General features: G+C 62.2%; 23 protein-coding genes and 1 tRNA gene. 6 read left to right on the forward strand and 18 right to left on the reverse strand.

What is annotated here, in order from left to right; genetic code table 11:
- Positions 1 to 1,035: an ABC transporter permease gene (locus ACXR2T_RS03190; protein ID WP_458837875.1), complete on the forward strand. Its 1,035-nt coding sequence runs from the start codon at positions 1 to 3 to the stop codon at positions 1,033 to 1,035.
- Positions 1,032 to 3,605 carry an ATP-binding cassette domain-containing protein gene (locus tag ACXR2T_RS03195; protein WP_458837876.1) on the forward strand — a complete coding sequence of 858 codons (2,574 nt, stop codon included), beginning with the start codon at positions 1,032 to 1,034 and terminating at the stop codon, positions 3,603 to 3,605. The genes ACXR2T_RS03190 and ACXR2T_RS03195 overlap by 4 nt, the downstream gene beginning before the upstream one ends.
- A 128-nt stretch (positions 3,606 to 3,733) precedes the next feature.
- Here ACXR2T_RS03195 and ACXR2T_RS03200 read toward each other — a convergent pair whose 3' ends face one another.
- From ACXR2T_RS03200 to ACXR2T_RS03235, 8 genes are all read right to left on the reverse strand, one after another.
- Entirely contained in the window at positions 3,734 to 6,016 is a 2,283-nt protein-coding gene (locus ACXR2T_RS03200; RefSeq protein WP_458837877.1) for a bifunctional alpha,alpha-trehalose-phosphate synthase (UDP-forming)/trehalose-phosphatase, read from the reverse strand.
- Positions 6,017 to 6,043: 27 nt separating this feature from the next.
- A complete protein-coding gene (locus tag ACXR2T_RS03205; protein ID WP_458837878.1) occupies positions 6,044 to 7,090 on the reverse strand; it encodes a YihY/virulence factor BrkB family protein in 1,047 nt (348 codons plus the stop codon).
- Positions 7,074 to 7,640 carry a hemerythrin domain-containing protein gene (locus ACXR2T_RS03210; protein ID WP_458837879.1) on the reverse strand — a complete coding sequence of 189 codons (567 nt, stop codon included), beginning with the start codon at positions 7,638 to 7,640 and terminating at the stop codon, positions 7,074 to 7,076. The genes ACXR2T_RS03205 and ACXR2T_RS03210 overlap by 17 nt, the downstream gene beginning before the upstream one ends.
- A gap of 54 nt (positions 7,641 to 7,694) precedes the next feature.
- The gene (locus ACXR2T_RS03215) at positions 7,695 to 9,062 is read right to left on the reverse strand and encodes a hypothetical protein (RefSeq protein ID WP_458837880.1); all 1,368 of its coding nucleotides are present in this window, start codon (positions 9,060 to 9,062) and stop codon (positions 7,695 to 7,697) included.
- Positions 9,063 to 9,133: 71 nt separating this feature from the next.
- The gene (locus ACXR2T_RS03220; RefSeq protein ID WP_458837881.1) at positions 9,134 to 9,805 is read right to left on the reverse strand and encodes a TetR/AcrR family transcriptional regulator; all 672 of its coding nucleotides are present in this window, start codon (positions 9,803 to 9,805) and stop codon (positions 9,134 to 9,136) included.
- A gap of 14 nt (positions 9,806 to 9,819) precedes the next feature.
- Entirely contained in the window at positions 9,820 to 10,107 is a 288-nt protein-coding gene (locus ACXR2T_RS03225; protein WP_458837882.1) for a relaxase domain-containing protein, read from the reverse strand.
- 14 nt (positions 10,108 to 10,121) lie between these two features.
- Positions 10,122 to 10,469, reverse strand: a complete 348-nt coding sequence (locus tag ACXR2T_RS03230; RefSeq protein ID WP_458837883.1) for a hypothetical protein — start codon at positions 10,467 to 10,469, stop codon at positions 10,122 to 10,124.
- A 288-nt stretch (positions 10,470 to 10,757) separates the two neighbouring features.
- The gene (locus ACXR2T_RS03235; protein ID WP_458837884.1) at positions 10,758 to 11,504 is read right to left on the reverse strand and encodes a hypothetical protein; all 747 of its coding nucleotides are present in this window, start codon (positions 11,502 to 11,504) and stop codon (positions 10,758 to 10,760) included.
- Between the two features lie 206 nt (positions 11,505 to 11,710).
- On the opposite strand from ACXR2T_RS03235, the gene ACXR2T_RS03240 reads away from it, so the two are divergent.
- The 3 genes from ACXR2T_RS03240 to ACXR2T_RS03250 all read left to right on the forward strand — a co-directional run bounded on the left by ACXR2T_RS03240 (position 11,711) and on the right by ACXR2T_RS03250 (position 15,496).
- Entirely contained in the window at positions 11,711 to 13,573 is a 1,863-nt protein-coding gene (locus ACXR2T_RS03240) for a sensor histidine kinase (RefSeq protein ID WP_458837885.1), read from the forward strand.
- Complete coding sequence (locus ACXR2T_RS03245; RefSeq protein WP_458837886.1) at positions 13,561 to 14,229, forward strand: response regulator; 669 nt, start codon at positions 13,561 to 13,563, stop codon at positions 14,227 to 14,229. Before ACXR2T_RS03240 ends, ACXR2T_RS03245 begins: the two co-directional genes overlap by 13 nt.
- A gap of 613 nt (positions 14,230 to 14,842) precedes the next feature.
- The gene (locus ACXR2T_RS03250) at positions 14,843 to 15,496 is read left to right on the forward strand and encodes a glycosyltransferase (protein ID WP_458837887.1); all 654 of its coding nucleotides are present in this window, start codon (positions 14,843 to 14,845) and stop codon (positions 15,494 to 15,496) included.
- Positions 15,497 to 15,568: 72 nt separating this feature from the next.
- On the opposite strand, the gene ACXR2T_RS03255 is transcribed toward ACXR2T_RS03250, so the two are convergent.
- The 5 genes from ACXR2T_RS03255 to ACXR2T_RS03275 all read right to left on the reverse strand — a co-directional run bounded on the left by ACXR2T_RS03255 (position 15,569) and on the right by ACXR2T_RS03275 (position 21,933).
- Positions 15,569 to 15,730, reverse strand: a complete 162-nt coding sequence (locus ACXR2T_RS03255) for a hypothetical protein (protein ID WP_458837888.1) — start codon at positions 15,728 to 15,730, stop codon at positions 15,569 to 15,571.
- 4 nt (positions 15,731 to 15,734) lie between these two features.
- Positions 15,735 to 16,016, reverse strand: a complete 282-nt coding sequence (locus ACXR2T_RS03260; RefSeq protein ID WP_458837889.1) for a helix-turn-helix transcriptional regulator — start codon at positions 16,014 to 16,016, stop codon at positions 15,735 to 15,737.
- A gap of 361 nt (positions 16,017 to 16,377) precedes the next feature.
- Complete coding sequence (locus tag ACXR2T_RS03265) at positions 16,378 to 18,717, reverse strand: AAA family ATPase (protein ID WP_458837934.1); 2,340 nt, start codon at positions 18,715 to 18,717, stop codon at positions 16,378 to 16,380.
- A gap of 675 nt (positions 18,718 to 19,392) precedes the next feature.
- Positions 19,393 to 21,054 (reverse strand): hypothetical protein, encoded by a 1,662-nt coding sequence (locus ACXR2T_RS03270; protein ID WP_458837890.1) that lies wholly within the window; start codon positions 21,052 to 21,054, stop codon positions 19,393 to 19,395.
- A gap of 210 nt (positions 21,055 to 21,264) precedes the next feature.
- Entirely contained in the window at positions 21,265 to 21,933 is a 669-nt protein-coding gene (locus ACXR2T_RS03275) for a FadR/GntR family transcriptional regulator (protein WP_458837891.1), read from the reverse strand.
- 170 nt (positions 21,934 to 22,103) lie between these two features.
- On the opposite strand from ACXR2T_RS03275, the gene ACXR2T_RS03280 reads away from it, so the two are divergent.
- A complete protein-coding gene (locus tag ACXR2T_RS03280; RefSeq protein ID WP_458837892.1) occupies positions 22,104 to 23,915 on the forward strand; it encodes a 2-isopropylmalate synthase in 1,812 nt (603 codons plus the stop codon).
- A 247-nt stretch (positions 23,916 to 24,162) separates the two neighbouring features.
- Here the strand turns inward: ACXR2T_RS03280 and ACXR2T_RS03285 are convergent, their stop codons facing one another.
- The 5 genes from ACXR2T_RS03285 to ACXR2T_RS03305 all read right to left on the reverse strand — a co-directional run bounded on the left by ACXR2T_RS03285 (position 24,163) and on the right by ACXR2T_RS03305 (position 26,975).
- Positions 24,163 to 25,203 (reverse strand): PDDEXK nuclease domain-containing protein, encoded by a 1,041-nt coding sequence (locus tag ACXR2T_RS03285; protein WP_458837893.1) that lies wholly within the window; start codon positions 25,201 to 25,203, stop codon positions 24,163 to 24,165.
- Between the two features lie 2 nt (positions 25,204 to 25,205).
- Positions 25,206 to 25,427, reverse strand: coding sequence for a hypothetical protein (locus ACXR2T_RS03290; RefSeq protein ID WP_458813612.1), 222 nt, complete (start codon positions 25,425 to 25,427; stop codon positions 25,206 to 25,208).
- Between the two features lie 100 nt (positions 25,428 to 25,527).
- Positions 25,528 to 25,653 carry a hypothetical protein gene (locus tag ACXR2T_RS03295; protein ID WP_489945483.1) on the reverse strand — a complete coding sequence of 42 codons (126 nt, stop codon included), beginning with the start codon at positions 25,651 to 25,653 and terminating at the stop codon, positions 25,528 to 25,530.
- 323 nt (positions 25,654 to 25,976) lie between these two features.
- Positions 25,977 to 26,050 (reverse strand) — tRNA-Pro (locus ACXR2T_RS03300).
- Between the two features lie 280 nt (positions 26,051 to 26,330).
- Positions 26,331 to 26,975 (reverse strand): maltokinase N-terminal cap-like domain-containing protein, encoded by a 645-nt coding sequence (locus ACXR2T_RS03305; RefSeq protein ID WP_458837894.1) that lies wholly within the window; start codon positions 26,973 to 26,975, stop codon positions 26,331 to 26,333.
- Between the last annotated feature and the right edge of the window lie 13 nt (positions 26,976 to 26,988).

Raw genomic sequence — 26,988 nt, forward strand, 5'->3', positions numbered from 1 at the left:
GTGACCTGCGCCCGCGCCATTCTCGCGCGCCTCGGCTCGGCGGCGCTCGTCGTGTGGGCGACGGCCACCATCGTGTTCGTCGCTTTGCGCGCGACGGGTGACCCCCTCGAGGCGGTCATGGGCGGCCCCGGGTCTCAGGCGAGCCCTGAGGCCCAGGCCGCGGCGGCCGAGGCCTACGGCTTCGACCAGCCACTCGCACTGCAGTACCTGCGCCAGCTCTGGCAGGTCGCCACACTGCAGCTGGGCGACTCGTACGCCCGCAAGCAACCCGTCGTAGAGCTGCTCGCCGCGAGCTTTCCACCGACCATGCTGCTCGCCACCCTCTCACTGATCCTCGCCTGGGCACTCGCTCTCGCGGGCGTGCTGATCGCGCAAACCACTCGTGGCCGGGCCGCACGGCTCGTGCGCGGGGCGCTGCACAGCATCGAAACGATCGCCTCGGTGATGCCGCAGTTCTTTCTCGGCGCGCTGCTCATTCTCGTATTCGCGAGCGGACTCGGGCTGCTGCCCGTCACCGGCACGGGCGCATCTGGCCTCGTGCTGCCCGTCATCACGCTCGCGGTGCCCGTAGCAGGGTACCTCGCGCACGTCATGCACGCATCGCTCGCCGAGGCAGATAGCGCGCCCTTCGCGCTCTCGGCCCGCGCCCGCGGAGCGTCTGAGGCGCGCGTGGCGCTGCGCCACACTATCCGACACGCGGCCCTGCCGGCGTTGGCGCTGTCTGGCTGGGCCTACGGCTCGCTCTTGAGCGGCGCCGTCGTCGTTGAAGCACTCTTTGCCCGGCCGGGTCTCGGCCGGCTGCTGCTCGAGGCCGCGACCGGCCGCGACGTGCCGGTCGTGGTGGGCGGCGTCGCAATCATCGCGCTGTCGTACGTGGTGATCATGCTCGTTACTGACGCGATCGAAGTCGCGGTAGACCCGCGGCTGCTCTCCGGATCACACCCCGACCGACGCGCACGCCGTGCACGCCGTGCTCGCCGTGCTCGCCCCGCTCGCCCCGCTCGCCCCGCTCGCCCCCAGGAGGTCGTCGCATGACCACACGATTCACGGCCCGGCGCATCACGTGGCCCGTCGCCGCGAGCATCACGGTCGTCGCCGTGACGCTCGCGGCCGTGGCCGCGCCCGCGCTCATCGCGCCTGGTGACCCGCTCGCGATCAACCCAGCAGAGGCGTTCGCGCAGCCCTCGCTCGCGCACCCCTTCGGCACCGACGAGTCAGGGCGCGACGTGCTCACCCGCGTGGTGCACGGCGCCCGCGCGTCGGTTGGTATTGGCGTCGCGGCGACACTCATCGGCGCGGGCATCGGCGCTATGGGAGGGTTCGCGGCCGGCCTCGGCCCGCGGCTTGCCGACCGCGCCCTTGCAAGGCTTTTCGAGGTGCTGTTCGCGCTGCCCACGCTCGTGCTTGCGCTGTTGTTCATCTCGGTGATGGGCGGCGGCACTGCCTCCTCGGTGCTCGCGATCGGCATCGCCACCATTCCCGGGTACGCCCGCATGCTGCGCGCCCGCGTGCGCGGCGTGCGCAGCAGTGCCTACGTCGAGTGGGCGCGGCTCGACGGGGCGGGGCGTGCGAGCGTCTTCGCCCGCCACATCGCCCCAAACTCACTGTGGCCGCTCGCCGCCGCCGCAACGCTCGGCGTCGGCCAGTCGATCATCTGGGTGTCATCACTCGGATTTCTCGGCCTCGGCACCGCCCCGCCCGCCCCCGAATGGGGCGCGATGCTCAACGCGGGCCGCGTCTACCTCACCTCGGCCTGGTGGATGACCCTGTTTCCCGGCCTCGCGATCGTCGCCGTCGCGAGCGCACTCACCGTGCTGGGCCGCGCCGCTGGCGCACCCCGCTCACAGGGCAGGGCCCGCTCACGGGGTCTGGCCAGCACCGGATCGCGGCCCGCTGCCGCGTACGCTCAGACACTGCCCGGAGCAGCAGGGCTGCAAGTGCCGGGGCTGCAGGTGCCGGGGCTGCAGGTGCCGGGGCTGCAGGTGTCGGGGTTACACGTGTCGGGGCTGCACGTCACTACGTCGAACGGTGTGCCGGTGCTCGAAGACGTCGCACTGACGGTCGCGCCGGGCGAGTGCCTCGCGATCGTGGGTGAGTCTGGCGCGGGCAAGTCGGTGCTCGCGCGTACGCTGCTCGGCCTCACCCAGGGTGACCCCTCGTGGCGGGTGTCGGCGAGCGCACTCAGCCTTTCGAGCAATGAGTTCGCACACGTTGACCTCACACACGCCTCACCGAGGGCGTGGCGTCGGGTGCGCGGCACCGGCATCGCCCTCGTCATGCAAGACGCGCTGCAGTCGCTCGACCCGCTGCGCACCATCGAAGCGGAGGTGGGTGAAACACTCGCCATACGCGGAATGCGCGGTGCAGCACTGCGGGCCAGTGTTGTCTCGGCGCTCGAGCGTGCAGGCTTACCGGACGGTCGTGCTCGCCTGAGGCAGCGGCCCCACGAACTTTCAGGCGGTATGCGCCAGCGCGCCCTCATCGCCGCAGCACTCATCGGCTCCCCCGCCGTGCTCATCGCCGACGAGCCGACGACCGCGCTCGATCCGGCCACCTCGGTGCGTGTGCAGCAGCAGCTGCGTGAGATCGTGCAGGGCGGCCGGGGCGTGCTACTTATCAGCCACGATCTGCCCAGCGTCGCGCACGTGGCCGACCGCATCGCCGTGCTTGAGCGCGGCCGCATCGTCGAAACGGGTGGCACCGCGCAGGTACTCTCAGCACCGCAGCACGCGGCCACGCGCGCGCTTGTCGCCGCGATACCCACGGGCCCCAAGCCCGCGCGCCAGCACACTCCTTCTGCTGAACCCGTGCTGCAGCTGCAGGGCGCCAGCCGCAGTTTCGTGGCGCCCGGGGGCACCCGCGCCGGCATGTTTGACGTCGATCTCACCCTGCGCAGGGGCGAGACGCTCGGCGTTGTCGGAGCATCGGGCGCAGGCAAGACCACACTCGGTCGCGTCATCATTGGCGCCCAGAGCCCCGAGCGTGGCACCCGCACCCTCGCTCCAGGCACTCGCGTGCGACTGATTCCACAGGACCCGCTCGCAAGCTTTGACCCCCGGTGGCGCGTGCAGCGGATCCTCGAAGCTTCGCTACACCGTGCGCAGCGCGCTGCGGCGCCGGGCGCGACGGCTGCGGCGGGCGCGACGGCTGCGGCGGGCGCGACGGCTGCGACAGTCGCGACGAGTGCCGCGCCCGCCACAAGCAATGACGCCGAATCCCCCGCCCAACTACTCGCACTCGTGGGACTCGACGCCAGCGTGCTTGATGCCCACCCCGCGCAGCTGTCGGGCGGGCAGCGCCAGCGCGTCGCGATCGCGCGCGCCCTCGCCGCCAGACCAGATGTGCTCGTGTGCGACGAGGCCGTCTCGGCCCTCGACGTCACGACCCAACGGGGGGTGCTGTCGTTGCTGGCTGACCTCCAAGAGCGATGCAACCTGTCCATCGTGTTTATCTCGCACGATCTTGCGGCGGTGCGCCTCGTGGCCGACCGTACCGCCGTCATGAGTGACGGCCGCATCGTCGAGCAGGGAGACACCGAAGACATCATCGCGAGCCTCGCTGCGACGAGTCCGGAGCGCCGCGACCACGAGTCGGCATCGAAATAACGAGCCGGCCCGATAAATACGCATTTTCGATACCGGCTCGTCGTTTCGATGCAGTCTCGTCGGCGCTTGGGCGCTTGGGCGCTGGCGACCCTACCCGGTCAGCCTGCCCGGCCCTGATCCGGCGCTGATTAGGAGCCGATGACGGTGCCGGTGCGCAGCTGGGCGAGCATCGCGAGCACCGCGGCCGCGCTCTCGGGGTCGGCGATGCGCTCACTCGCGGCGGTCTCGCCGTCGCCCACCTTGATGCCGAGATCGTCGGGACCGAGCACCGTGAACACGTCTTCGTCGGTGACATCGTCGCCCAAGAACAGTACGGGCGCCGCGGGCAGGTGCGCGCGGATACGGCCGAGCACCGCCCCCTTGTCGCTCTCGCGCACCGCGATCTCGCGCACGCACTTGCCCGACCGTGTGTGCATGCCCGCCGCCTCACCGATTTCGACGGCCGCCGTGAGCAGCTCGTCAGCCTCGACCGGATCAGCCACCTCGCGCGTGTGCACCGCGAACCCAAACGGTTTATCTTCGAGCCGCACACCGGGCACCTGCCCGAGTGCACGCTGCACGCGCCGCTTCGCTTTGTGCAGCTGCGCCCGCTCGGCATCGGTGAGCGGCTGCCCCAGCTCGGCGGCCAGCTCTGGCAGCCCCTCAAGTTCGGCGCCGTGCGAGCCCGAGATCAACCAGCCGTCACTCGAAACCCGTGTCTCAGCGAGCCCCTCGAGAGAGCGCCCCGTCAACAGTACGACCCGTACCCCCGGGGCGGTGTGCAACACGTCGAGCGCCTGCTGCGCTCGCGGCAAAATGCGCGCGTCTTGCGGCCGCGCCACGATCGGAGACACCGTGCCGTCGAAGTCAATCGCGACGGTGAGCGTCGGCGATGCCGCGAGGCGCCTGATGCGGTCGTCCACAGGCCTTGGCACGTACGCCGCCGACACCTGAATGGGTTCAGTGCGGCCGCCTCGGCGTGCAACAGCGCGGGCGTCGGCCGCCGCGTGCACCGCGCCCAGGTAGTTCTGCGCCCAGTGCGCAACGTCGTTGTCGTGCACTGCCCGGCGCATACCGCGCATGCGCCGGGCTTGCTCACGCTCGGGCATGTGCGCGGCGCGCAAGATCGCAGCCTTGAGCCCCTCGATGTCGTGCGGGTTTACGAGTAGCGCGTCTTTGAGTTCATCGGCCGCGCCCGCGAACTCACTCAGCACGAGCGCACCGCGCTCGTCATCGCGGCAGGCCACGTACTCTTTTGCGACGAGGTTCATGCCGTCGCGCAGCGGTGTCACGAGCAGCACATCGGCGGCCAGGTACAGCGCCACCATCTCGTCCTTCGTGAAACTGCGGTGCAGGTAGATGACGGGCGAGCGGCCGATCGTGCCGCGCTCGCCGTTGATGCGCCCGACGGTCACTTCGACCTCGTCGCGCAGCAGCCTGTACGCGTCCACGCGCTCACGACTGGGGCTCGCCACCTGCACGAGCACGGCGTCTGTGGGGTCAAGTTCGCCATCAGCCATGAGCTCGTCGAACGCCTTAAGACGGTGCCGAATGCCCTTGGTGTAATCGAGCCGGTCGACCCCCAGCATGATCGTCTTGGGGTTACCGAGGTCGTGGCGAATCTCTTGTGCGCGCGCCTGAATCTCGGGGCGTGAGGCGATCTCGGCGAACGCCGCGGCATCGATCGAGATGGGAAATTCTTGTGCCAGCGCGGTGTGACTCGGGTGGCCATTGTGGGCGGGCGCCACCACGGTGTTGCCGATCGCGGGCGCCTTCGCGTACCGTTCGGCGACGGCGCGAAAACTGATCGCGTCGGCGACGCGCTGAAACCCGATCACGTCGGCGCCCAAGAGCCCCTCGACGATCTGCCGGCGCCAGGGCAGCTGCGCGAAGATACGCCGCGGTGGAAACGGGATGTGTAGAAAGAATGCGATCGTCAGGTCGGGGCGGGCGGCGCGCAGCATGTCGGGCACGAGCTGCAATTGGTAGTCGTGTACCCACACAATCGCGCCCTGGCTTGCTTCTTGTGCCACCCGGTCAGCAAATTTCTGGTTGACGATCCTGTACCGGTCCCACCACTCGCGGTGGTACTCGGGTTTCGCGATTACATCGTGGTACAGCGGCCAGAGGGTACCGTTCGAGAACCCCTCATAGTATTCGGCGACCTCGTCTTCGCTGAGCATCACCGGGGCGAGCCGCATGCGCCCGACATCAAACGGCTCGATCTGCTCACCCGCATCACCCGCCCAACCCACCCACACGCAGCCGAGCTGCTCAACGATGGGTTCGACGGCGGTGACAAGCCCGCCGGGCGAGGCACGCCAGCTCGTCGTGCCGTCTTCGAGCGTTACTCGGTCGACGGGCAGTCGGTTTGAAACCATCACGAGCTCGCGCTCGGTATGTTCGGCTACAGGCAGCGTCTTCGCGGTCACTTTACCTCCAGGGGCTCTGGGGGCAGTCTATCGGGCCGCCTTTTGAGCCGCTCGTTCGGCTTTCTTCTCGGCACGCGAAGCTTCGTCGGCTTCGGCCTTCTGCGCAGCTTCGAGCTCTTCAATGGACACGCGCATCATGTCTTCTGCGCGTTTAAGGCGCCGCTGCGCGAGCGTGTGCGCGCCCTGCTCGAGGCCGGTCTTGTCGTGTGCCTCGGTCGTCGCGGTAAAGATGTAACAGCTGGCGATCAAGATCACCTGCGCCGACAGGTTGAGCCACAGCAGCAGCGCGATTAACGCCGCAAACGAGGCAAGCAACGGGTTAGAAGTGGCCCCGCTCACAAACAGGCTCGACAGTTGCTGCAGCACCGTCAGTCCCACCGCTCCCAGCACCGCCCCCTTCCACAGATCGCGCTGGCGCGGGCGAATACCCGACAGCACTCGAAACACGAGCGCGACCGCAACCGCGTCAATCACGAGTACGACGATCACGCTGGCCACGCGCGTAATCGCCCGTGCCATGAACGAGCCCTCATCGATCTGCATTGCGGGCAGCAGCCACGCCACGATCTCGTCGGCACCGATGCTGAGCACGGCGGCAGCGCCCACAAGACCCGCAAACCCGATGCCCACGAACAGGTTACGCAGCAGCACCCACACAAAGTTGCCCTCGTCATGGATGCGGTCGTCGAGCACTCCGAGCGCGGTGCGCAGGCTTGCAATTGCGCTGATACCGGCGCCCACGAGACCGAGCAGCGAGATAATACCCACGATCGTGAACTCGATCGGAGCCGTCGCCTGCTCCATGTCGACGATGTCTGCGAGCCCCGGGATCACGGTGTTGAGCGCACGTTCGACCGCTTTGAGCGCATCGTGGTCGCTACCGAGCCACAGCGCGGCCAGCGAAAACGTGAGCAGCACGCCAGCAAATACGCTAAACAGCGCCCGATAGGTGATGCTGTCGGCAAGCTCAGAGCCGCGCTTCTCGCTGTACAGCAAGAACGAGCGCACGATGCGGTGTCTGAGCGCCGCCGCCACCGCACGCTGCAGAATATTTTCGTTACCGGGCTGCTTCACACACCCACCCCTCAGGCATTTCGCCCTCCACCAAAAACGCACTCAGCAGGCGTTCGGTGGGGCCGTCTAGATCGGTGTCGAGGTGCGGGTAGATCACCGGCTCCTCCTTCATATTGTGGCGTTCGAGCAGTTCGAGCATGCCGCGGCAGTCAGCCACCAGCGCATCGGGATCCGGCACTGAATTTACCGCGCCAGATGTGCCCGAGGCAGCAGACACGCTCGCAAGTTGTGTCTCGAGCGCGTCCATCGCGCGCCACAGCTCGCCGTGCTCGCGGATCATTACCATCACCGCCATCATGAGCGCACCCTGCCGAATTTTGGGAAACACGATCACCTCTTCGAGGTAGATGTGCCGGCGCAGAGCGGTCATCGCGTCGGTGAGCGGCCGCGCCCATTCCGCCATCGCTTCGGGTGTGACGGGCGGGGCAGTAGTACTCGCAGCACTCGCCGCGAAGGCTTCGATGCCAGCGTCGATCTCGTGGTGCTCGCGCAGCAGCGCGCTCGCGAGCGGGCCCTGCGGGTCTTCAGTGTGCGGTGAAATGTCGGCCACTGCATCCTCCCTGATCGTGGCGGGTGCCGTGCCAGCACCGGTCTCGCTTCGAGCTTACGCCTGTCGCCGTGCGAGCGCTTCTATCGCGACGAAGAGCGCGCCGCCGAGCACCGCGATCCATACGATCGTGCCGGGGGTGAGGGGCCGCAAGAGCAGGATCAGGGCGGCGCACACGATGCCGACCGCATACCGGGCGGGCCTGCGCCAGCGATACAACCAGTCGCCGAACTTGCCCGTTGTCATGCCGTGCTGCTCGGCAATCGACTGCACTGCCGCAATGGGCTTCTGCGCTTGCCTGCGCAGCGTGCGTGCCCACGACCAGGGCCCCGCGAGTAGCGTGACCACGAGCAGGGCGGCCGCGAGCGTGCCGAGCGACACGATCATGCTCGTCACGAATTTGAGTGCCCCGCCGTAGAGCGCAATCGCCGCGTCGTGCGGAATCGTCGATGCGGTGACGAGCGCAAATACGTTCGTCCCGATGTTGATGCCGCTGCCCACGAGCACCATCGACAGCAGCACCGCGCCCGATGCGCCCGCGAGTGCGAAGGCGCGCCTGCGCGCTACGAGCACCCCCACGGCGAGCACGATCAGTGTTACCCAGGGCAGCCAGATTCCTACCGCGACGACGGTCTGGTAGATCGCGAGGTACACACCGATCGATGCGTCTTCGGCGATGACGATCGAGCCCGAAACGGCGGGAATGCTGTCTGCGAGCGGAAACCCTTGCGCCACGAGCTGCGTCTTTACGGCCTCGATGACGGGTTTGAGTTCGAGCTGCAGCTGCTGGCCGCGCGCGACCGTGATCGCGGCGCCCTCTCTGCCCGTCGCGGTATTGACGAGTTGGGTGTGCGTGATCTGCAGCGCCTCGCGCCAGATCGTCGCGAACGCGTCTGAGGCGACGAAGTCGTGCACGGTGCTGTCGAGGAGCCCCTTCACCCCCGACACGGCGGGAGCTTTGAGCAGCGTGAGCGCGGCCTGGGCGCGCGGTTCGAGCCCCAGGTCGTCTAACCCGTCGAAGAGCTGGTCTGCAATCTGGTCGATGTCGACATGCGCTTCGATCGCGGCGACAGCCTCTGCTGCGACGAAGTTTTGCACCGCCCTGTCCTCAGCGAGAGGCGCAAACGTCTCGACGAAGTAGGCCGTGTCGGTGAGCTGGTGGTGCGCCCAGGTCGACACGACAGCGACGGGCGAAAGCAGCGCACCCACAATGATGAGCACGGTCGAGAGTAGCCCGCGCCCGAAGCGGCGGCGGGCTGAGGCCGCGGGGAGCTGATCCGGCTTCGGGTGCTGCTGCGCCGGATCGTGCGCAGGCTGCGCAGATTGCGCCGCCTGTGCCGCTTGTGCCGCCTCGAGCTCGCTCGCGAGCCGAGCGTTCTCGGCTCGCAGCTCAGCGAGCTGCTGTTCAGTGTTTTGCGCGCCCACCACACCACCCCTTTGTTGCCGCTGTGTGGTTGCCAGACTACGCGAACGCTACGGTCGTCGCTCGCGCAGGGCTACCCCGAGAGAGTCTGACGCGCCAGCGTCTCTCGTAGGCCCGCGAGAATCGCGTCGAGCCCCAAGCCGAATGCGTAGTCAGCGGCACTCATGTCGCTCCCCGCGCGGTGCGCCTCGGCCGCTTTCAAGGACCGAGCGAGGGTCGCGGGTGACTCGACGGGCGCATCAGTTGCTGGCCCCGCCAGCGCGTCTAGCCCTGAGCCGATAATGAATGACTCGACCGCCACGATTACCGACGTCACCATGTAGTCGGGCCAGCCCTCGTCAATGAGCGCGCTCGTACACCGCTCGCGGTTCTGAATCGAGCGAGCCGACGCGCGAATCGGGGTAACGGCGAGTAGTGTCGTCAGCTCGGGCTCCCGTGAGAACACCTCTCGGTACGACCACGCCATCGACTCAAACGCCTCGTCCCACGGCAGCACGCCAAAGCCAGACCAGTCGATATCGGCTGTCGCACTATCGCGCATCAGCGCCACGAGGTCATCTTTGTCGGCGATGTGGTTGTAGAGCGCGGGGCGCTGCGTCCCAAGGTGAGCTGCCACACGCGCCAGGCTAAAGCCTGCGGCTCCCTGCTGCGCCAGCACCACAAACGCGGCTTCGACGATTTTCTCCCGCGACAGGAGCGGAGCAGACGGGCGCCCGCGCCCGCGCCGCGGCGGTTCGTTTGACATGACTTCTTCTCTTCTCAGCATCGAATTAGACACACCACGTCGTGCCGATCCAGCACCTCGGCCAGCTCGGGGCTGGCGACGAACACGGCAGTGCCGAGGGCGCGGATCGCACCCTGCTGCTTGAACAGCGCGGCAGTGATTAGACCCTGCCACTTTCCTTCTGCGAATACGCGGGTGCCGATTTGCATGGGAATGTATCGGTGCGGATCACCCGCCCGCGACGTACGGTGCGTGATTCCGACGGCCTGCATCAGCTCGCTGGGCACGTCCTCTTGCACGCCCAGCGGACCGACACAGGTCACGGAGTGCTGGGCGATTACCCAGCGCCGTCGCTCTTCTTCGCACGGCCGCGGTTGCGGAAAATGACGATCAATACGGTAAGAATCACACCGACGGCCATGATACCCAGGTTAACGAGCCCGTAAGCCCAGATTTCGCCCTCATCGTACTGCAGCGGAAAACCTGTGGGCGATGGTCCGAAAGCTCCCTGATCGGTGGCACCACCGAACCCACCCTCGCCCGCCATCCAGGCCATAAGGACTGCGAGTGTCTGGAAGGTGAAGAGGATCCCTTCGATGACGAGATAGAGCAGCGTCGCGATCAGTCGTGACCGGACGAAGAAGCCGATGAGGATCACGAGAACAGGGGTCATCAATATGTTCATGAGTTTCTCCGATCAGATGCTAGAGGTGGTACACCTCGTATTGATTTGTATTGATTTGTACGCGAGTCTCCGAAGATCTATCCGCTTCGCGCTCGACGCAATCACCTGGCGCAAGTACTCTTATGGACCAATACTGTGCGGCGATGACGACCGCGAGCACCGTGGGCTTCCCCGTCTCGTAGATCTTGTAACGTTGGTCGAGTTGGCACCCCCTACGTAGTCCCAGTCGACCGTGTCGAGCTTCCTGCCCATCCGGGTGTAGCGCGATAGCCATCCCTGCCGGACCGTTCAGCCCCGTGCAACCCATTCCGTGTCAGCCAGGCGCAGCGTGGCCGCCGCGAGGATCACGAACCCAGCGATCTGGAACACGCCCCCGACGACGGCGAACCACTCGCCGCCGCCGGCGATGTTGACGATGTGCCCGATCGTCCAACCCAGTACGAGCAGGCCTGCCCACCAAGGCACTCCCACCCGTCGGCCCCCCAAGATTACTGTGAGGCCGAGCAACAGGTTGCCACCCAAGTTGCCGATCACGAACAGCAGGAAGAACGCCATGCCCCAGACCTGGCCTGGTGAGGTGTCCAATGCGTCGGCAGCATCCACGCGTGAGATCGCGATGCCCGACAGGTCAAAGTTGCCAAACACGATGCCAAAGTAACAAATGTAACCGATGACCATCAGGCCGACGGCCCAGAGTGCTAGCCGGGGCTTGGCAGGCCGCAACACCCGCAGCGCGGCAGGTAGACCTAGCACCGCCAGCAGGGAGCCGATCAACGCGAACAGTGTCGCCACCATGAGCTCTGTGGGGAACGTCGCGTACAGGTCCAGCATCTCGGCGGCACCTCCCGTGTCGCTCATTCCGCTCGTGGTAGACACCCAGGCGTAGATGCTGTTGCACACCAGCTGGCAGGCGAAGGCCAGAGGTAGCGCGACCGCAGCGGCGCGACGTCGGAACGGCACTGTCGGGTCGGCCAGCACGGACTCACCCCGCTGTTGCCGTTGCCGTGCGTCGTCATTCTTCTCGACAGTGGCCATAACTCCTCCTCGGATGCATACCGGGCATCTCATGCGCCCGACTGCATCTAGCTTTCCCTCACGCTGTCCCCGACAGCATCAGAGGTGGCACCCGAACCGCGTCAGTGCTAGCACGGGTGTCGCCACAAGCGAGCCGGTTCTAAAATGCTGTTATGGAGGCAGTAAGGGTGATGCCTGTGCTTAGGCGCACACGTACCGGAGTGGCGGTGGTGGCGGCACTGCTGGCCGCGACAACGGTGCTCAGCAGCATCCTGTTGCTGACGCTGGGTCGCAACGTGCTGAATCCGCCCGCACAGGTTGCGGCGGCGTTCGGGATTAGTGCGATCATGCTCGTGCTGTGTGCGATCGTCACGCGATACGCGCCGGGTGACATCACCGCTCCGCTGCTGGCCGCGCAGGGGCTCGCGGTGACCGTGACCAACAGTGCCGAGATCGACCCTGCCGGAGTATTGGGCGGCACCTGGATGCTCCTGTATCTGCCGCTCGCCCTGGTGCTGGTCGTCACCCCGTCGGGTCACCCTGCATCGTCGCGCTGGCGTGCGGTCGCGTGGGCGCTGTGCGCGATTGTGGCCGTGTTCATCGGGGGAGTCGCCATTGCGGCGCTGGTCCCCCTGCCCGCAGCGATCCAGAATATCGCGGCACTTATTCTGCTACTCGCATTTCTTGTCGTGCTGGTGGCCTGCGCAGTGGCCCCGTTCGCGCGCTATCGATATGCGGATGAGCGGGATCGTCTTCGACTGCGCTGGGTGCTTGTGGCGGGGCTCTCACTGCCACTGACACTTCTGTTGTGTTGGGCCAGTTATATCGCCTTGGGTTCCCCGGACCTGGTGGTGTTCGGTCTGGCTGTGATGATGATCGCGATCCCCGTTGGCGCGACTATCGCTGTGACTCGGCCCGAACTGTTCGACATTGACCGTGCGATCGTTGCAGCCGTGACCGTGCTCGTGCTCATCGCTGCTGCCCTTGCGGCGCTGACGGTTGTCAGCTCCATCACGGGCCGCCCGATGGATGCCTGGCCGCCAGTTGGGATAGCAGCTGCGACTGCCTCGGCGACGATCACTGTCGTGATCACCTTTCCCTTTGCGCGACGCGGTTTCGACCGGATGCTCTACCCCGAGCGGGCACGTGCGGTCGCGCGTTTACACCGGCTCGCGGCACAGGTCGAGGCGGGAACTGCAGTACCCGAAGAGGTGGAGGGAGTGCTGCGCGAAGCACTGCGTGACCCTGGCCTGGTGGTGGTCTTCCGCCGCGGCGGTGACGGGGCTCTGGCGGGGCTGGACGGTGCTGCGGTGACCCCGGGCGAGACGGCGATGCCGGTGCGCGCACATGGCGACGAGATCGGTTCGATCGTACCGTCGGCCACCCGCATCAAACGGCCCGCAGCGGCCGTAGCGCGCGCTGCGGCACCGCTCGTGTACGCGGCTCGTTCGCGAGTGCATCTGGCGCGCGCGAACGCCGAGATCGCGGCATCCCGTGAACGCCTCGTCCGTGCAGGGTACGAGGTTCGCCGCCGTATCGAGCGCGACCTGCACGATGGTACGCAGCAGCGGCTGGTGGCCGTCGGAATGCACCTGCGGGTGCTGCAGCGCACGTCCGGCCACGATCCCGAACTGACCGCAGCGCTGGATGCCGCCGTCGCGGAGCTGTCGACGGCGGTGGCTGAGTTGCGCCAGATCGCGCACGGGCTGCGGCCCAGCGACTTGGATGACGGACTGGCTGCGGCTCTCGCGCATCTCACACGCACCGAGGGGACGACCGTCGAACTGGATGTGCGCGCCGACCATCTGCCCGACGCGGTAGCCACGACCGCCTATTACGTCGTTAGCGAGTCGGTTGCGAACGCGCTGCGACATGCTGAGGCTTCCCAGGTGCGGGTCGCGGTGCACGACAGGCAAGGTACCCTGCGGGTGCGCGTGGCTGACGACGGCTGTGGTGGCGCGACCGTACGTGGTGTGGGCGGTCTGACCAACCTCGGCGACCGGGTCGCGGCGTTGGGGGGAACCTGGCGGATGGTCTCACCTGTAGGTGGCGGCACAACGATCGAGGCGGTGCTGCCGTGCGGATTGTGATCGGTGAAGACTCAGCGCTGTTTCGCGAAGGCCTCGCGGCGCTGCTTGCCAGCGCTGGGCATGAGATCGTCGGCCGCGCTGCGACGGCGGCTGACGCCGTCGCACAGACGCGGGCGCACACCCCAGATGTGGTCGTGCTCGACATACGTATGCCAGCAGATGACGAAGGCATCACCGCAGCGATCGAGATCCGCAACTGGGACCCGCCTACACCGATCATGCTGCTCTCGCAGCACATCGAGACCCGCCGCACAGTCGAGCTCGTCGCTGAGGGCGCGATCGGTTACCTATTGAAAGACCGGGTGCTCGACGTCGATGAGTTCCTCACAGCGCTGGACCGCGTTGCGGCCGGCGGCACGGCGCTCGATCCCGACGTGGTGTTGCGGCTGCTGGGTGCCGCACACTCTCCGTCGCGGGTGGACACCGTCACCCCTCGGGAACGCGAAGTCCTCATGCTCATGGCTGAGGGGTGGTCGAATCACGCCATCGGGGCACGCCTCTTCCTCTCTGAGCGGACCGTGGAGACCCACATCGGCTCGATCTTCGCGAAACTCGACCTGCCAGAATCACCCGACGGAAACCGGCGGGTGCAGGCGATCCTCGTCTACCTAGAGTCAGCCGCCGACCGTCACACCCAGTTGAGCAGAGAGCGCTGATCCTGCGGATGCGTCGATATTGTCGGGGGCCGATCGGAATGGTTAAGAACTGGAGTGCCATGGGCGCGAAAGCTGCTGCGTGGATATCTGTGACGTCAAGCAGCAACCACATGAATCAAGCGCTCGGGAACCGTCAGCAATGGGATGTGACGAGATTGAAACGGGGAACATCATGCGAGTGCTCTTTCTAACTGCCAACCTTGGCGGCAACGTGCCACCGACAGTTGCTGTGGCAAAGGCACTGTCTCGCCGTGGGGTTAACGTTGAGATCGCGGGCCTGCCCGCAGATCACACTTCTCTCACACATATACCGTTTGCGCCCGCACTGGCAATAAAACCAGAAGGGCACAAGCAGGGGGTTCGCGAGTTCGGTGCGCTCCTGCAACTCACAACAGGCAAGAGCACCTCCAAAGCGGTGCTCGCACTGATCGTCGAGCGTCGAGCTGATGCAGTGGTAGTCGATTGCATGCTTCCCGCACCCTTGCGCGGGGCGCTCAACAGCAGCGTGCCAGTCATTTCGCTATTCCATACCTTCGGGAGCTTTTGGGTACGGTCGTTCGACCGAGGACCAATCGGGAAGGTCTTCGGAATCCTCGGACTCCGCCCAGACAAGTTGTGGAAACGCACCGCAGCACGACTGCTCCTCACCGACCACGACCTCGACCCAGGGCGTGATGACCCAGCCCTCACCTGCTACGACTGGACCGGGACGACCGAAGCGGGTGTGGAACCGCTCGGCCGAGCCGGTCGCCCCCGAATCCTGGTGGCGCTCAGTTCTTCCGACTGGCCGGGTATGCTTGCTGTGTATCAGCGCATCATCAACGCGATATCGGGGCTCGAGGTAGACGCCGTAGTCACCACAGGCGACGTCAACCTCACCGGGCGACTCGTCGGCACCACGAATGTGGACGTGCGCGCCTGGGTAGACCACGCCGAAGTGCTCCCCACCGTCGACCTCGTCGTCGGCCACGGTGGGCACTCCACCACGATGAAGACCCTCGCTCACGGCATCCCGCTGCTAATCATGCCGATCAACCCAACCTCCGACCAGCGAATCGTCGGTTGGACGGTCGAGTCGATCGGAGCAGGTAGGCAGCTGCCGAAATCCGCGAGCTCATCAAGAATCCGCGCAGAGATCCACACAATCCTGGACGACGATGCGCTTCGCACCCGTGCTATGGCGGTCGGTAGACGGCTCCGCGCCGCACCGAACGGTGCAGAAGTTGCCGCCGACCATATCGTCGCAGTTCTCGAACAACGTGGGTAGTCGAGATTTGAGACCTGCATGCATCATCTGAAAGGGCTATAGCACTGACCGTGCGTTCAGCGAGCTTCGCTTTCAATGCCCGTTCAGCAGCTTTTGCGAGGGCGCGGTCGCCTGCACCACACGGGTCACACCATCCCAGTCTCGATAGCGTGCATAGGCGGTGATCCGGCCAGACGCTGCTGGCAGGTACCCGATCTCACCGTGGGTGCCAATAGTGAGGCGTGGCCTGCTCATGATGTCACTTCCGCTCCGGGCTCGCGTCTGAAGCCTGGGACACTGGACCAGGTTCTCGTTGCTCGGCCATCCAGGTTTGAATGTCGGAGAGCGCGAATTTCAGATGCTTGCCCAAGCGATGCGCTCGCGGGCCGTGTCCGCGTACGCGCCAATCGTAGATCGTTGCGACGGGGATGCCGAGATAGTTCGCCAGTTCCTCGATGTCGAGGAGCGGTTCGAGCTGTGCCGGATGCTGTGAGGGTGTGTGCTGCGTGTTCATAGTGAACAGGTGCACCAGGCCCAGCATCAACCGGATGCGACCCAAAACGACCGGTCGATGATAAGCGGAAAGCCCTCGCAGGAAGGAGTTTTCGTCGGGTTTTCGTCGGGATAGTCAAATCTCTCAACCTTAAAAGCCGCGGAAACCATTGAGTTTCCGCGGCTTTCTGGTCGGGATGACAGGATTTGAACCTGCGACCCCGTCAGTCAAAACCCCTGATCACGAATGGTTTCTATGCCACGTGATTAGCTACGGTTCCCTGGTGTTGGTTAGGGATAAGGCGTAACGCCTACCCCGAGTGTAGTCGGTCAGCTCGGCCTGGTCACGGTTAATTGGCATGGGTTTACCGTGACCCGCATCTCCTGAACCGAGGCACGTTTCTCCGCAACTACACAATCTGCTGCATGGCTAGATTCTGAAGGATCACGACCGGGTCGAGATCCACTGACCTACACATCGCTTCGAAATGTGGGCCATCTGCTGCATGAATGAACCTCAACGTAGCTGCTAGTTCCGTCTCAATCGAAGGAAAGTCTAGCGCTGACGAAGGTCGAGGTTCTTCTCGATGGGATTGACTATGGAGGAACTTCACGACCCGCTCCTTCAACGCTCCATCAATAAACGCGTTCGCTGCGACTGCGTTTACCTTCTCTTGGAAATTGATTTTGTCCGGGGCTCGAAACGAGAGGAAGCCCTCAAGAAGTCGCCGAGCTGCGTTTCCGACCAACGGTAGATACTCTTGCGAAGTTCCCACAGATGTTTCTGCCACGTGAAAAAATAAGAAGTGGTATTCGCTTGGGTGCTGCACCAGGCTTCGAGGAAGTTCTCGCACCTCTCCATGTCGCGAATTCGCAGCCTGCGAGACTGCGCGAACCTCCAGGAATGAGACCTCAGGCATCTGCTTCTCAGCGGCGTCGTTCATGCGAATGCGTTTTTGAGAGCTCCCCCAACGGTTCTTTAAGTCGATGAGGTTCAACCTGAAGTATTCGTAGTCATGAGTAAGAAATATAGCTTGAGCAAACTGTTCTGTACGCTCGCGGGCGAATGCGAATGTAGCAAATAGCGACTCTTTGTCGAGGCTCGTTACTGGGTCGTCAATCACCACGATGGTCTGCTCGGGATCGACGCCTTCTTCCTCAAGCGAGCGCAAGAAGTACGTAAAGGCGATAGCATTTCGCTCCCCTTCACTCAGATGAGTAGCAATGGCCCCGGAGCGCGTCACTACATAGCCAGTTCCGTCCGGCGTGACCGAGACCCTCAGGTGTGCATGACCGAAATGTTCTCGAAGATCCACGTCGATAAGGTTCGCCATCTGCCCGACGTCTTGCAGTTCTTGTTGAGCCGCAAGCCGTTTTGTATCCACTTCAACAGTTCGCTGCCGAAGTGTCGACAGCGCCCTTTGGGCCAGCTCCAGACGCCGCGCAGCAAATCGGTATTCGGCACCGTTCTGAGCGCCGAAATGCAGCTCAACGGATGCTCGCGCCCGTTTAATGCGTGCGGTTTGCGACCCACAGGCGGCATTATTCTCAGACAGCACTTGATTGAACCCAGCAACATCCACAACAGCGAATGGCTCTGTGAGGAGATCTGCGTCAGGCCTTGCGCGAAGAGGATCTGCTTGCCTTCTCTGAATGGCGGCAATCGCTTTACCAATTTCAATCTGGAGAGCCTCGACATCCTTCCTCACATCAGACATCACATTCTTGGCGCACCCCTGGAAGTCCGGCAGAAACTCGCTCTCACTGGGCATACTTTGAAGCCAAGAATCCAAAGCATCACGCTGACGCTCAAAATATGCGATTGCTTTTCCAAGCCGTTCTCGTAGGGAGTCGAGAGCCGAACTGAAATGCCGCCGGTATGCCGCGAGAACGTCGGAGGTGACAATGCCGACTTGGCAAAACGTGCAAAGATCACCTTCGCTATGAAATGTCAATCCATTTTCAACCCAAGCCGAGAGATCAGCATTCTCGGTCAGCCGGGATAGGGGCACCGAGTCCACGGACGCACTGAGAAGTTCATCGTTGACCGTTAGATGCAGATTCGCAGCCATTTTTTCGGGCGCAAGGGGTAGGTCTACCTGACCCAACAGAGCGGCTGTAGCCGCGTTCAATTCTGCAGCGAATTCCTCATCCGAGAGTGCAGTTGCGTTCTGATCATCGAGCAGTTTCCTCACCTGAGTGACTTGGAACCTGGTCGGATTGTAGTACGCTGCGTCCGCTGGCGCGAGAACTGAAATGATCTCAGCTTTGGTTTCTTTCTCAAGCGTCTCGCGATCAAGTTCGATACGCTTCATTGCTTCACGAATCGAGGCCTCTCGTGCTTCAAGCACTGCTAAATATGCCTGATGGCTTTCCAGTTCGACTTCGGCCTTAATGTTGTCAATGCCGAGCTGCACAATCGGTGATGCGTGACCATCGCCACTAAGGAAGAGTCGCAAAGACTCTTGAACGTAAAAGCGATTATAGACAAACAGCCGAAACGGGAAACTACCGGGCTCTAGGCGGATTCCCGAAGAAGAACCATTCGTAATGATTCGCGCTTGAAGAGTGGCACTGTCTGCGCGTCCGGAACCCTCAGCGAGCCTGAGCGCTTCTGACAGGCTCGTCTTTCCCGTGCCGTTTCGGCCGTAGATCACCGTTCGCTTACCTAGCTTGCAGGGTGAAGTCCCGTCGAATGGGGTCTTGCTCAGGCCACGAAAGGCCACATCACTGGTGAAGCTCTGGAGCATCGTCACTTCTCCGCCTGGTGACGCAACATCCCAGAAGAGCCGGAGGTGCACGATTGGGTAGTTTCTCGCATGGCCACAATACCGACACCCGAACTCTGGTCGTCAAAGATAGCGCGTGAGTCACCTCCGACCGAATACCCGGCCACATTAACGAAGGCACCAATCATCAACATGACACTAGAATACCGAGGCGACAACGACTTGCCCCTGTCGGCACAAAATACTGGTTCTCGACGGACAGAGTGCGTACCGGATTCATGGACTCAGGAGTCGCAATGCGTGACAACCTGGACTCGGTCATGCTCACCCTCATCTGGATTCTCAGTAGCTCCGCGAGCGATCTGTTGCAGCGGTACGCTTCGAAGAACCGGCCGATCTGATTCCTGCGCCGCCGCGAGAATCTTCGCTACGGCGTACCGGCGATGCTGCTCTCTATCCCCTACTTGTTGATCGCACCCGGCGCTCTCGCCCTGATAGAGATGGGTGCTCCCGAATGGCTGTATCTCGTGTTCATGCTTTGCATCTGGAACGCAACCAAGGTCCACGTGTCGCGTCCGACCAGCCTGACGATACTCGCCAGAGCGAGATTCCACGAAACCAAGCGGATTCAACGCAACTCTAACTCGGTAGCTCTCCTAGAACCAAAGAACTGGGCAACCTCGCTTTGCGCGCAGTTCATGGTTCCTGCTGGTCAAACTTAATCAACGCGGTATCCGTCTTCAGAGGTTCGGCCTCCTGTATCCCCGACAGGCCCCAGGGAACAAGCGAAGCGAGATCAGCGTCACTCGAAACCTGCACCTGCTCTGGTGCCCAAACCCGGAAGAATGCTTGACCAGGAGGCCGGAGCTCATACAGTTTCACTCCTGGTTCAAGTGGCGGCTCAGGCTTCAGTTCGGTGACAACCATGCCTGGGTGGCGCAACCGTATTTCAGGGGTAGGGATCTCCACACCGCCGATTGAAAGAGTCTGGGCAGGTAACTGAATCTGAGAGGGAGGTAGCCCATTTTCGGTAGTGACCTGTATCGGTCCTTGACTCCAATAGGTGATCTTGCCTTCCCAGGTCAGCCGTGCAACTCTCAACGCCATGCGATCGTCGTTCGTGAAGGGCTCGCGGCCTATTTTGAGCTTTCTTTTAGCGATTTGCTCAATCAAAACAATGTCCCTTGTCGTTTCCAAGAGAATTTGCTGCTGGAGCAGCTCTTCCTCTGAGGCTGCAGGGATTTGCAGAGACACCCAGTTTTGGCCCCCGACCTGAAGCGTCAACTTCTGGGCTTGGAACATCTTCAGCTTGAATTCATAGGAGGAGAGCTTGAGCGCATGAGTGTGATCCAGGAATTGAAGTTCCATCGACCGAATCGACCGAATCGACCGAATTCTGCCTGATTCAGCGTCAAAAACCAAACGACAGAGGGCGCTCCCGGCGATGAGGGCTTCCCAAGTCATCGAGTCTTCGTCATTCTCTCGCCTCATAACCGCCGCGTCGCTGGTATCCACAATGCGATCGCCGTCTCGCAGGAGCACTGTCACCCGGTTTGCTATCTCAAGCCTGAGCATCTCAGTCACCGAGACTGATTTCCAGTCTTCTCCCATTTCGACCGAGGTCATGAGATTTGGCATCGGTGCGCCTACAGGCGCCATGAACACCTCCGCTTCCTCGACGATCTCGGTGGTGTCGACTGTGACCTTTTGAGACCAGAGTTCATCAGCAAGGTCGAGTATCTCCGCGGCTTTCAGATGCTCGATCAGGCGAAGCGTCCTCACCACCCGCACGGCTGCCCCACAGAACACAAGCACTGCGGCTGCATACCGTTCTTCAAGGTCGAAAGCAAGCGCCTCAGCTTTAGGGCCCTGAGCATCAGCATGAACAAGGTCCGCATATACCCACGCGGCAGCTAGCTGAGTATCGGAGACATTTTTAGTTGATTCCGAACCATCAATACGCGAGCGTTGCACGGAATAGCCCTGCACCTGAGTCCCCTGAAGTTCGGCGGACTCCCAAGAAACTTTCAATGCCTGGAATTCAAATGCAACTTCCGCATCTGGGGTGATCTGCTCCAATGCTCGCTCTAGCGCTCCTAGCACTTTCGCGTAATATATTGGCTCAGATTTCAACGTCAATGGCCTGATCCTCGCAACTAGGGATTCAAACTCTTCTTCGTTCTCCGGGAGGGGTCGCCTGATAGTCGCCACCCCATCAAAACCAAGCGTGACCTTAAAGGTACCTTTTGCATAGGCTATTAAGGTTCCTTCGTTTTGCACGAGAGAATGAGCTTCTATGCGGCGCGCACGAGTCACGAAGCGCGCGAGCACCGTCAGGTCATCCAGTTGAGCAGCCACCTAACACATCCTCGCATTCTTCTATTACGGTCAGGAGGGGCCTAAGCGTACCGGGCAGTATGCCTTGCCTAAGGAGCTATTGGGCTCAGGTCTACACCACCTCAGTGCGTTCATACTCAATACGCGCCCTGCGGGGTCTACTGAAGCCCGTTGTGTTGGAAAGCATTACTAACAAGCTGTTCCAAAGTTTTATATGCCTCATCAGTAGGTCTATCCAAGGGTGATTTTGAGAGCCTGCAGATGCGCACGACTTTGAGTCAGCGCCCTTATTGAGTCCTGGTCGTTGATTGCTTGTAAAAGGTTGGCATGGGCATCCTGGTCGGTGTCCGTCGCGTGATCCTGCTGGATACTGAGCAAGTCAACCATTGCCTGCCGCAATCGGGGAACAAAGCTGTCGAAGAGTTCCAGGAGTATCGGGCTGTGCGCCGCAGCAACAATCGCGCGATGAAATGCTGTATCCGCGTCCACCAGTTCGTTAGGTTCTGTTCTGTTCACGTCTCGCTGCGCTAGTGCGCTTCGCATAGTACGCAAATCTTGAGTGGTTCGTCGCTCCGCAGCTAGCGCTGCAGCCTCACTTTCAATGGCGATACGGGCTTCGAGCACGGCAACGATGTCAGCGCGTCTGAGCATGGTTCCCCAGTCCTCCGGCACGTCAAGTGCAGTGACGAACACACCTGCCCCCTGCCTCGTTGCGAGGACACCGAGCCCCGCGAGTTGCCGTATGGCTTCCCTCACAGTTGAACGCCCCACACCAAGCTGTGGGGCGAGTGTGGTTTCGCCGGGCAGCTTCGCACCAAGACCCCACTCGCCACCCTTGATGCGCTCCATCAGTAGTTCGGCAGCCTGCTCCGCGAGCGGAGTTCGTTTTACCTGTGCCATGGATCAAGCATAGCTCCTCTACTTGTCTGAGGAGTTGTGTTACTGTGTTGACGTGTTCATTTGCAAACTTCTCCTTCGCCGCCACGGCGGGGTTTAGCCAAGACCGGCTCTCCCGACGTGGAGTCCTTTGATGTGCCGGTCTCTCAATACGAAACAAAAGGACTTCCGCAATGACCGCAACCCCTTTCCCCCACATCTCGACTCCCGTTGGCCCGGTACCGCTGCAATCCGCGCCCTGGAACAGGCAGCGTCACTCCCAAATGCCGTTCCATCGCTACACTGACGTGTACTCACGTGTTGGTATCCCTATCACCGAACGCACATGGCCCACCCACGAACTAACTGAAGCCCCGCTCTGGGTGCCGGTTGACTTGCGCGACGGTAACCAGGCGCTCGCCGAGCCGATGGATCCCGAACGCAAACGACGTTTCTTTGAATTGATGGTCGCCATGGGGTACAAGGAGATCGAGGTTGGGTATCCTTCTGCTTCACAGACTGACTACGATTTCGTGCGCCTCATTTCCGATACAAAGATTGCCCCCGAAGATGTGACGATCGTCGTTTTCACCCCGGCAAGACGCGATCTGATCAAGCGGACTGTCGACTCCATCCGTGGCATCCGCAATGAAGTCGTGATCCACATGTACACCGCAACAGCACCGACGTGGCGAAGTATGGTCCTTGGACATGACCGCACTGCTCTGAAAGAACTCATTCTGGCCGGTGGCCGCGATGTACTTGAATTCGCTGGAGACCTGCCAAATGTTCGGTTTCAATTCAGCCCGGAAGTGTTCAACCTGACAGAGCCCGACTACGTGCTCGATGTTTGCGATTCGATGACCCAGCTCTGGCAGGCGACGCCAGAACGCCCGGTGATCCTGAACTTGCCTGCAACTGTGGAAATTGCAACCCCAAACGTATACGCGGACCAGATCGAATACATGCATAAAAACCTCGCTCGGCGCGATAGCGTGATCCTCTCCGTGCATCCGCATAATGACCGCGGCACTGGGATCGCCTGCGCCGAACTGGCAGTGCTCGCTGGAGCCCAACGAGTCGAAGGCTGCCTCTTCGGCAACGGTGAGCGCACCGGAAATGTGGACATCGCAACACTTGCTCTGAATTTGCATGCACAGGGTATCGACCCGATGATCGATTTCAGCGATATTGACGAGATTCGCCGCACGGTCGAGTACTGCAATCGGATCGAAGTGCACCCCAGGCACCCGTATGTTGGCGACCTCGTGCACACTGCATTTAGCGGAACCCACCAAGACGCTATCAAGAAGGGTTTCGCTGAACATCGCGCGCGAGCCGAAGCGTCAGGACTCACGGAGAGTGAAGCCTGCTGGCAAGTACCGTACCTGCCAATTGATCCGGCAGATATTGGCCGAAGTTACGACGCGGTCATTCGCGTGAATTCACAGTCAGGAAAGGGCGGCATCGCTTACCTGCTTGAGAGCGCCTACGGCATCGAACTGCCACGGCGATTACAGATTGATTTCGCGCAGCAAGTGCAGCGGCATACTGATTGCTCGGGCCGTGAAATTACCGCCGCAGAGATTTGGGATATCTTTCAGCAGTCATATCTGCACAGCGAGCCAACCGGTGCAGCCATCGTGCTAGCGCGATATGAGGCCTCTGAGTCATCTGGAGGAAACAGTACCCGGATCGTTCTTCGAACCCGAGACCAAGAATTTGCTACCAGCCATGACGGCGTCGGACCGGTAGAAGCGTTGACCACGGCACTTGCTACGCAAGGCATCCACGTCGAGGTATTAGAACTTCACCAAACCAGCACCGGGCACGGCAACGACAGCGAAGCCCTTACCGTGATTGAGTACCGTAACAACGACCGCACTGGCTGGTCAGCCGGTCGAGCCGACTCGGTGCTGGGCGCAAGCATGGCTGCCATCATGAATGCGGCACATGCGTCTCCACGAGAACTAGTGGCTGCGACCGAAACGAGGCCGCACAAATAGCGGCCCTTAGAACGAAAATCGCCCCGGCCAGAAACTTGTTCTGACCGGGGCAATTCGTCGGGATGACAGGATTTGAACCTGCGACCCCGTCTCGGGTTATTGCTACCATCTGAAACCTGCGAGAAACTCTTGTTTTCCCTGGTCAATTGACGAATCGGGCGATTCTTCTGTGGCTAATCTACCGGCTCATTGACGGTTCGTCACGGTCGATTTTGGTTGATTGAGGTGGGTATTCGGTGATTGTGTGTCATTCGCTCGTTTCGCCGAGTTCACGTTCGATCTGCTCGATGGTCGGCAACGAAGTGTGTAGTGGCTCGGGCAGCGCCTTCAGGAGTTCATACTCCGCGATCCCGAGGGCGTGCTTGCTGTCCTTCAAGGCATACTCTGCCACTATTTCGTTCTTCGAGCGGCAGAGCAATAGGCCGATGGTTGGGCCATCGCTCTCATGTCGAAGCGTCTCATCCACCGCTGTCATGTAAAAACCCAGTTGGCCGAGGTGCTCAGGTTTAAGTTTCCCACCCTTGATTTCGATGACGACATAGCAACGCAGCTGCAGGTGGTAAAACAGCAAGTCGATATAGAAATCATCGTCACCAATTTCGAGGTGGACTTGGCGCCCAACGTAGGCGAAGCCGACACCGAGTTCGATGAGAAAATCGGTGAGGTGATCAACAATGGCCTGCTCAATCGCTCGCTCTGCGGCATTTTCCCCGAGGCCGAGAAAGTCAAGTTTGTAGGGGTCCTTGAGTGACTGACGGGCAAGGTCAGAGGTTGACGGCGGTAGCGTTCGATCGAAGTTTGTGATCGCTTTTCCCGCGCGTTCCACGGATTGCATATCGATGTGCATGTCGAGCGCATTCCGAGACCAGCCGTGTTGGACAGCGGCAGCAGCGTACAGCAGTCGCCGCTCGGGGTCTTTGACCCGGTCGATGAGGACCATATTGTGACCCCACGGCAATTTGGCAGCAGCCTGCTGCCAAATCTCGATGTCTGGCCACGCCTTCGCGAAATCCCGCATATATCGAAGATTCCTCGCCGACATGCCACGCATTTCAGGGAACGCCACCCGCAGGTCATGCGCAAGTCGATCGATCACTTTTGCGCCCCAACCCTGCCGAGACTGGCGCTCCATGATGTCCTGACCAATTCGCCAGTACAGAGCGACCATTTCGGTGTTGACTGCCAGGACAGCGCGCTGCTGCGCGGCGTAGATGCGCTGTTTGAGATCGGTGAGCCACTCACCGTACCCCTCAGGCGGGTCAGTCAGCGCAACGGGATGATCGTTCACGGTTACCCCTCCACCAACCCTTCGATGCTCTTCTTCTCGAAGTAGCGGACCTCCTGGATCGCGTCGGTCATGTTACCCACGTCGATCACGCCAGTCTCGGTCAGCTTACCGTAGGAGCCGAGCGAGAGGTCGGTGGAGCGCAAGAACTGCTCGGTGTCGAGTGACTCGATCACGTGCGCCAGGCGTTCTTCGCGGAAGTAGGTGAGGTACATGAAGATCAGCACCTTCGCGGAAACCTTCTTAAGTTTCTTCCGGAGATCCTTTCGCTTGTCAGCGATCGCTTTTTGTGTGGACGTTACTCTTTCGCCCCACCACCGGTGCGCTTCACTGCGGAGAGCTTTTTTGATGCGGTGAGATCTTCTCCGCTTCTTCGCAGATAGTGCGGAAGTCTTCGATCTGTTCCACCTCAGCAATGAGATCGACGTCTTGCAGCAGCCGGTCCATGGTCACCCCGTTGAGATTCTACAGATCGACAGACCGCCAACGGCACGCAATCCCGTTCGCACCGATGCTCCCGTCTGTCGTCACCCCAGTCACACTGCACATTGTCTCGCACACCTACGACATTCTCGAAAGCCTGGCCCCTGCGACTCGCTGCGCTCGCGCAGGGTGACCATAGTGCGAGCGCGCGCAGGGTGACCATAGTGCGAGCTCGCGCAGGGTGGCCGGGAGCCTCACGCCGCCACACAGAATGTCATCGTGTCCGAAACGTGTCCGCGGCCCCTAAACGAAAATTGCCCCGGCCAGAAACTTGTTCTGACCGGGGCACTTCGTCGGGATGACAGGATTTGAACCTGCGACCCCGTCGTCCCGAACGACGTACGCTACCAAACTGCGCCACATCCCGATTGCGTTTTCACGCAAGCACTACTCTAGCGAACAACAGGTCAATAGTTGAAATCAACGAATCGCGCGCGTGTCAGCGCCGGGTTATGCGTTGTTCGGGGCCTGGATTCAGCGACTCGCAAGCTCGCGCAGAATGACGAGGGAGGGAACGAGCGCAGAATGACGAGGGAGGGAACGAGCGCAGAATGACCGAGCGGCAAAGTCACGCAGAATGACGAGGAAGGGAGCGAGCACAGAAGGACAGGGAAGGAAGCGAGCGAAGAATAGCCGCGCAGCCGAGCTCACGCCTGCAGTGCGGCGAGCAGCACCCCGATGTGCGCGTCGTCCCACGACGCGCGCAGCGTCAGCTCGCGGGGCTCCACGGGTGGATCACTCTCGCGCAGCACCCGACGCACTTCGAGCGCGGCAAACTCGGTGTGCGCCACCGTGGCGCCGCTGCGCTGCTCAACGAGCGCCGCCCACAGCTCAGGCACGGAGGCGCCGGGCGATCCGGTGCCAGCGACCCGCACGCTCGTGGCGCGCTCCAAAGTACCGCCGTCGGGTGCACCGCCGACCACATACTCCTGGCTGCCGACCGAGCCCTGTGCGATAGCAGCCGCAAGCACCGCGCGAAACACCGGGTCGCCGATCGCGTCGCTCACCCAGCGCTTACCGAGCACGCCGTGTTCGATCGTGCCCACCAAGAATTCATCGCCCTCATCGAGCGGTGCACCGCGGTAGCTCAGTGGGGCGTGGTAGATCACGCTGTCGCCCGCGGTGAACAGGTGCCCTTCGAAGCCCACTTCTCCCTCGGGGTCGACGAGCCTATAGGCCCCCACCGGCGCCAGCTGCCCCGTATCGCCCGCAAACCAGGGTTGTGTGGGCAGCCAGGCTGCGAGCAGCTCGTACTTTGACGGTGACAGCGTTGTCTCGTAGATGATCGACATGACCTGATCCTAC

This window comes from Leucobacter faecis (assembly GCF_054456635.2).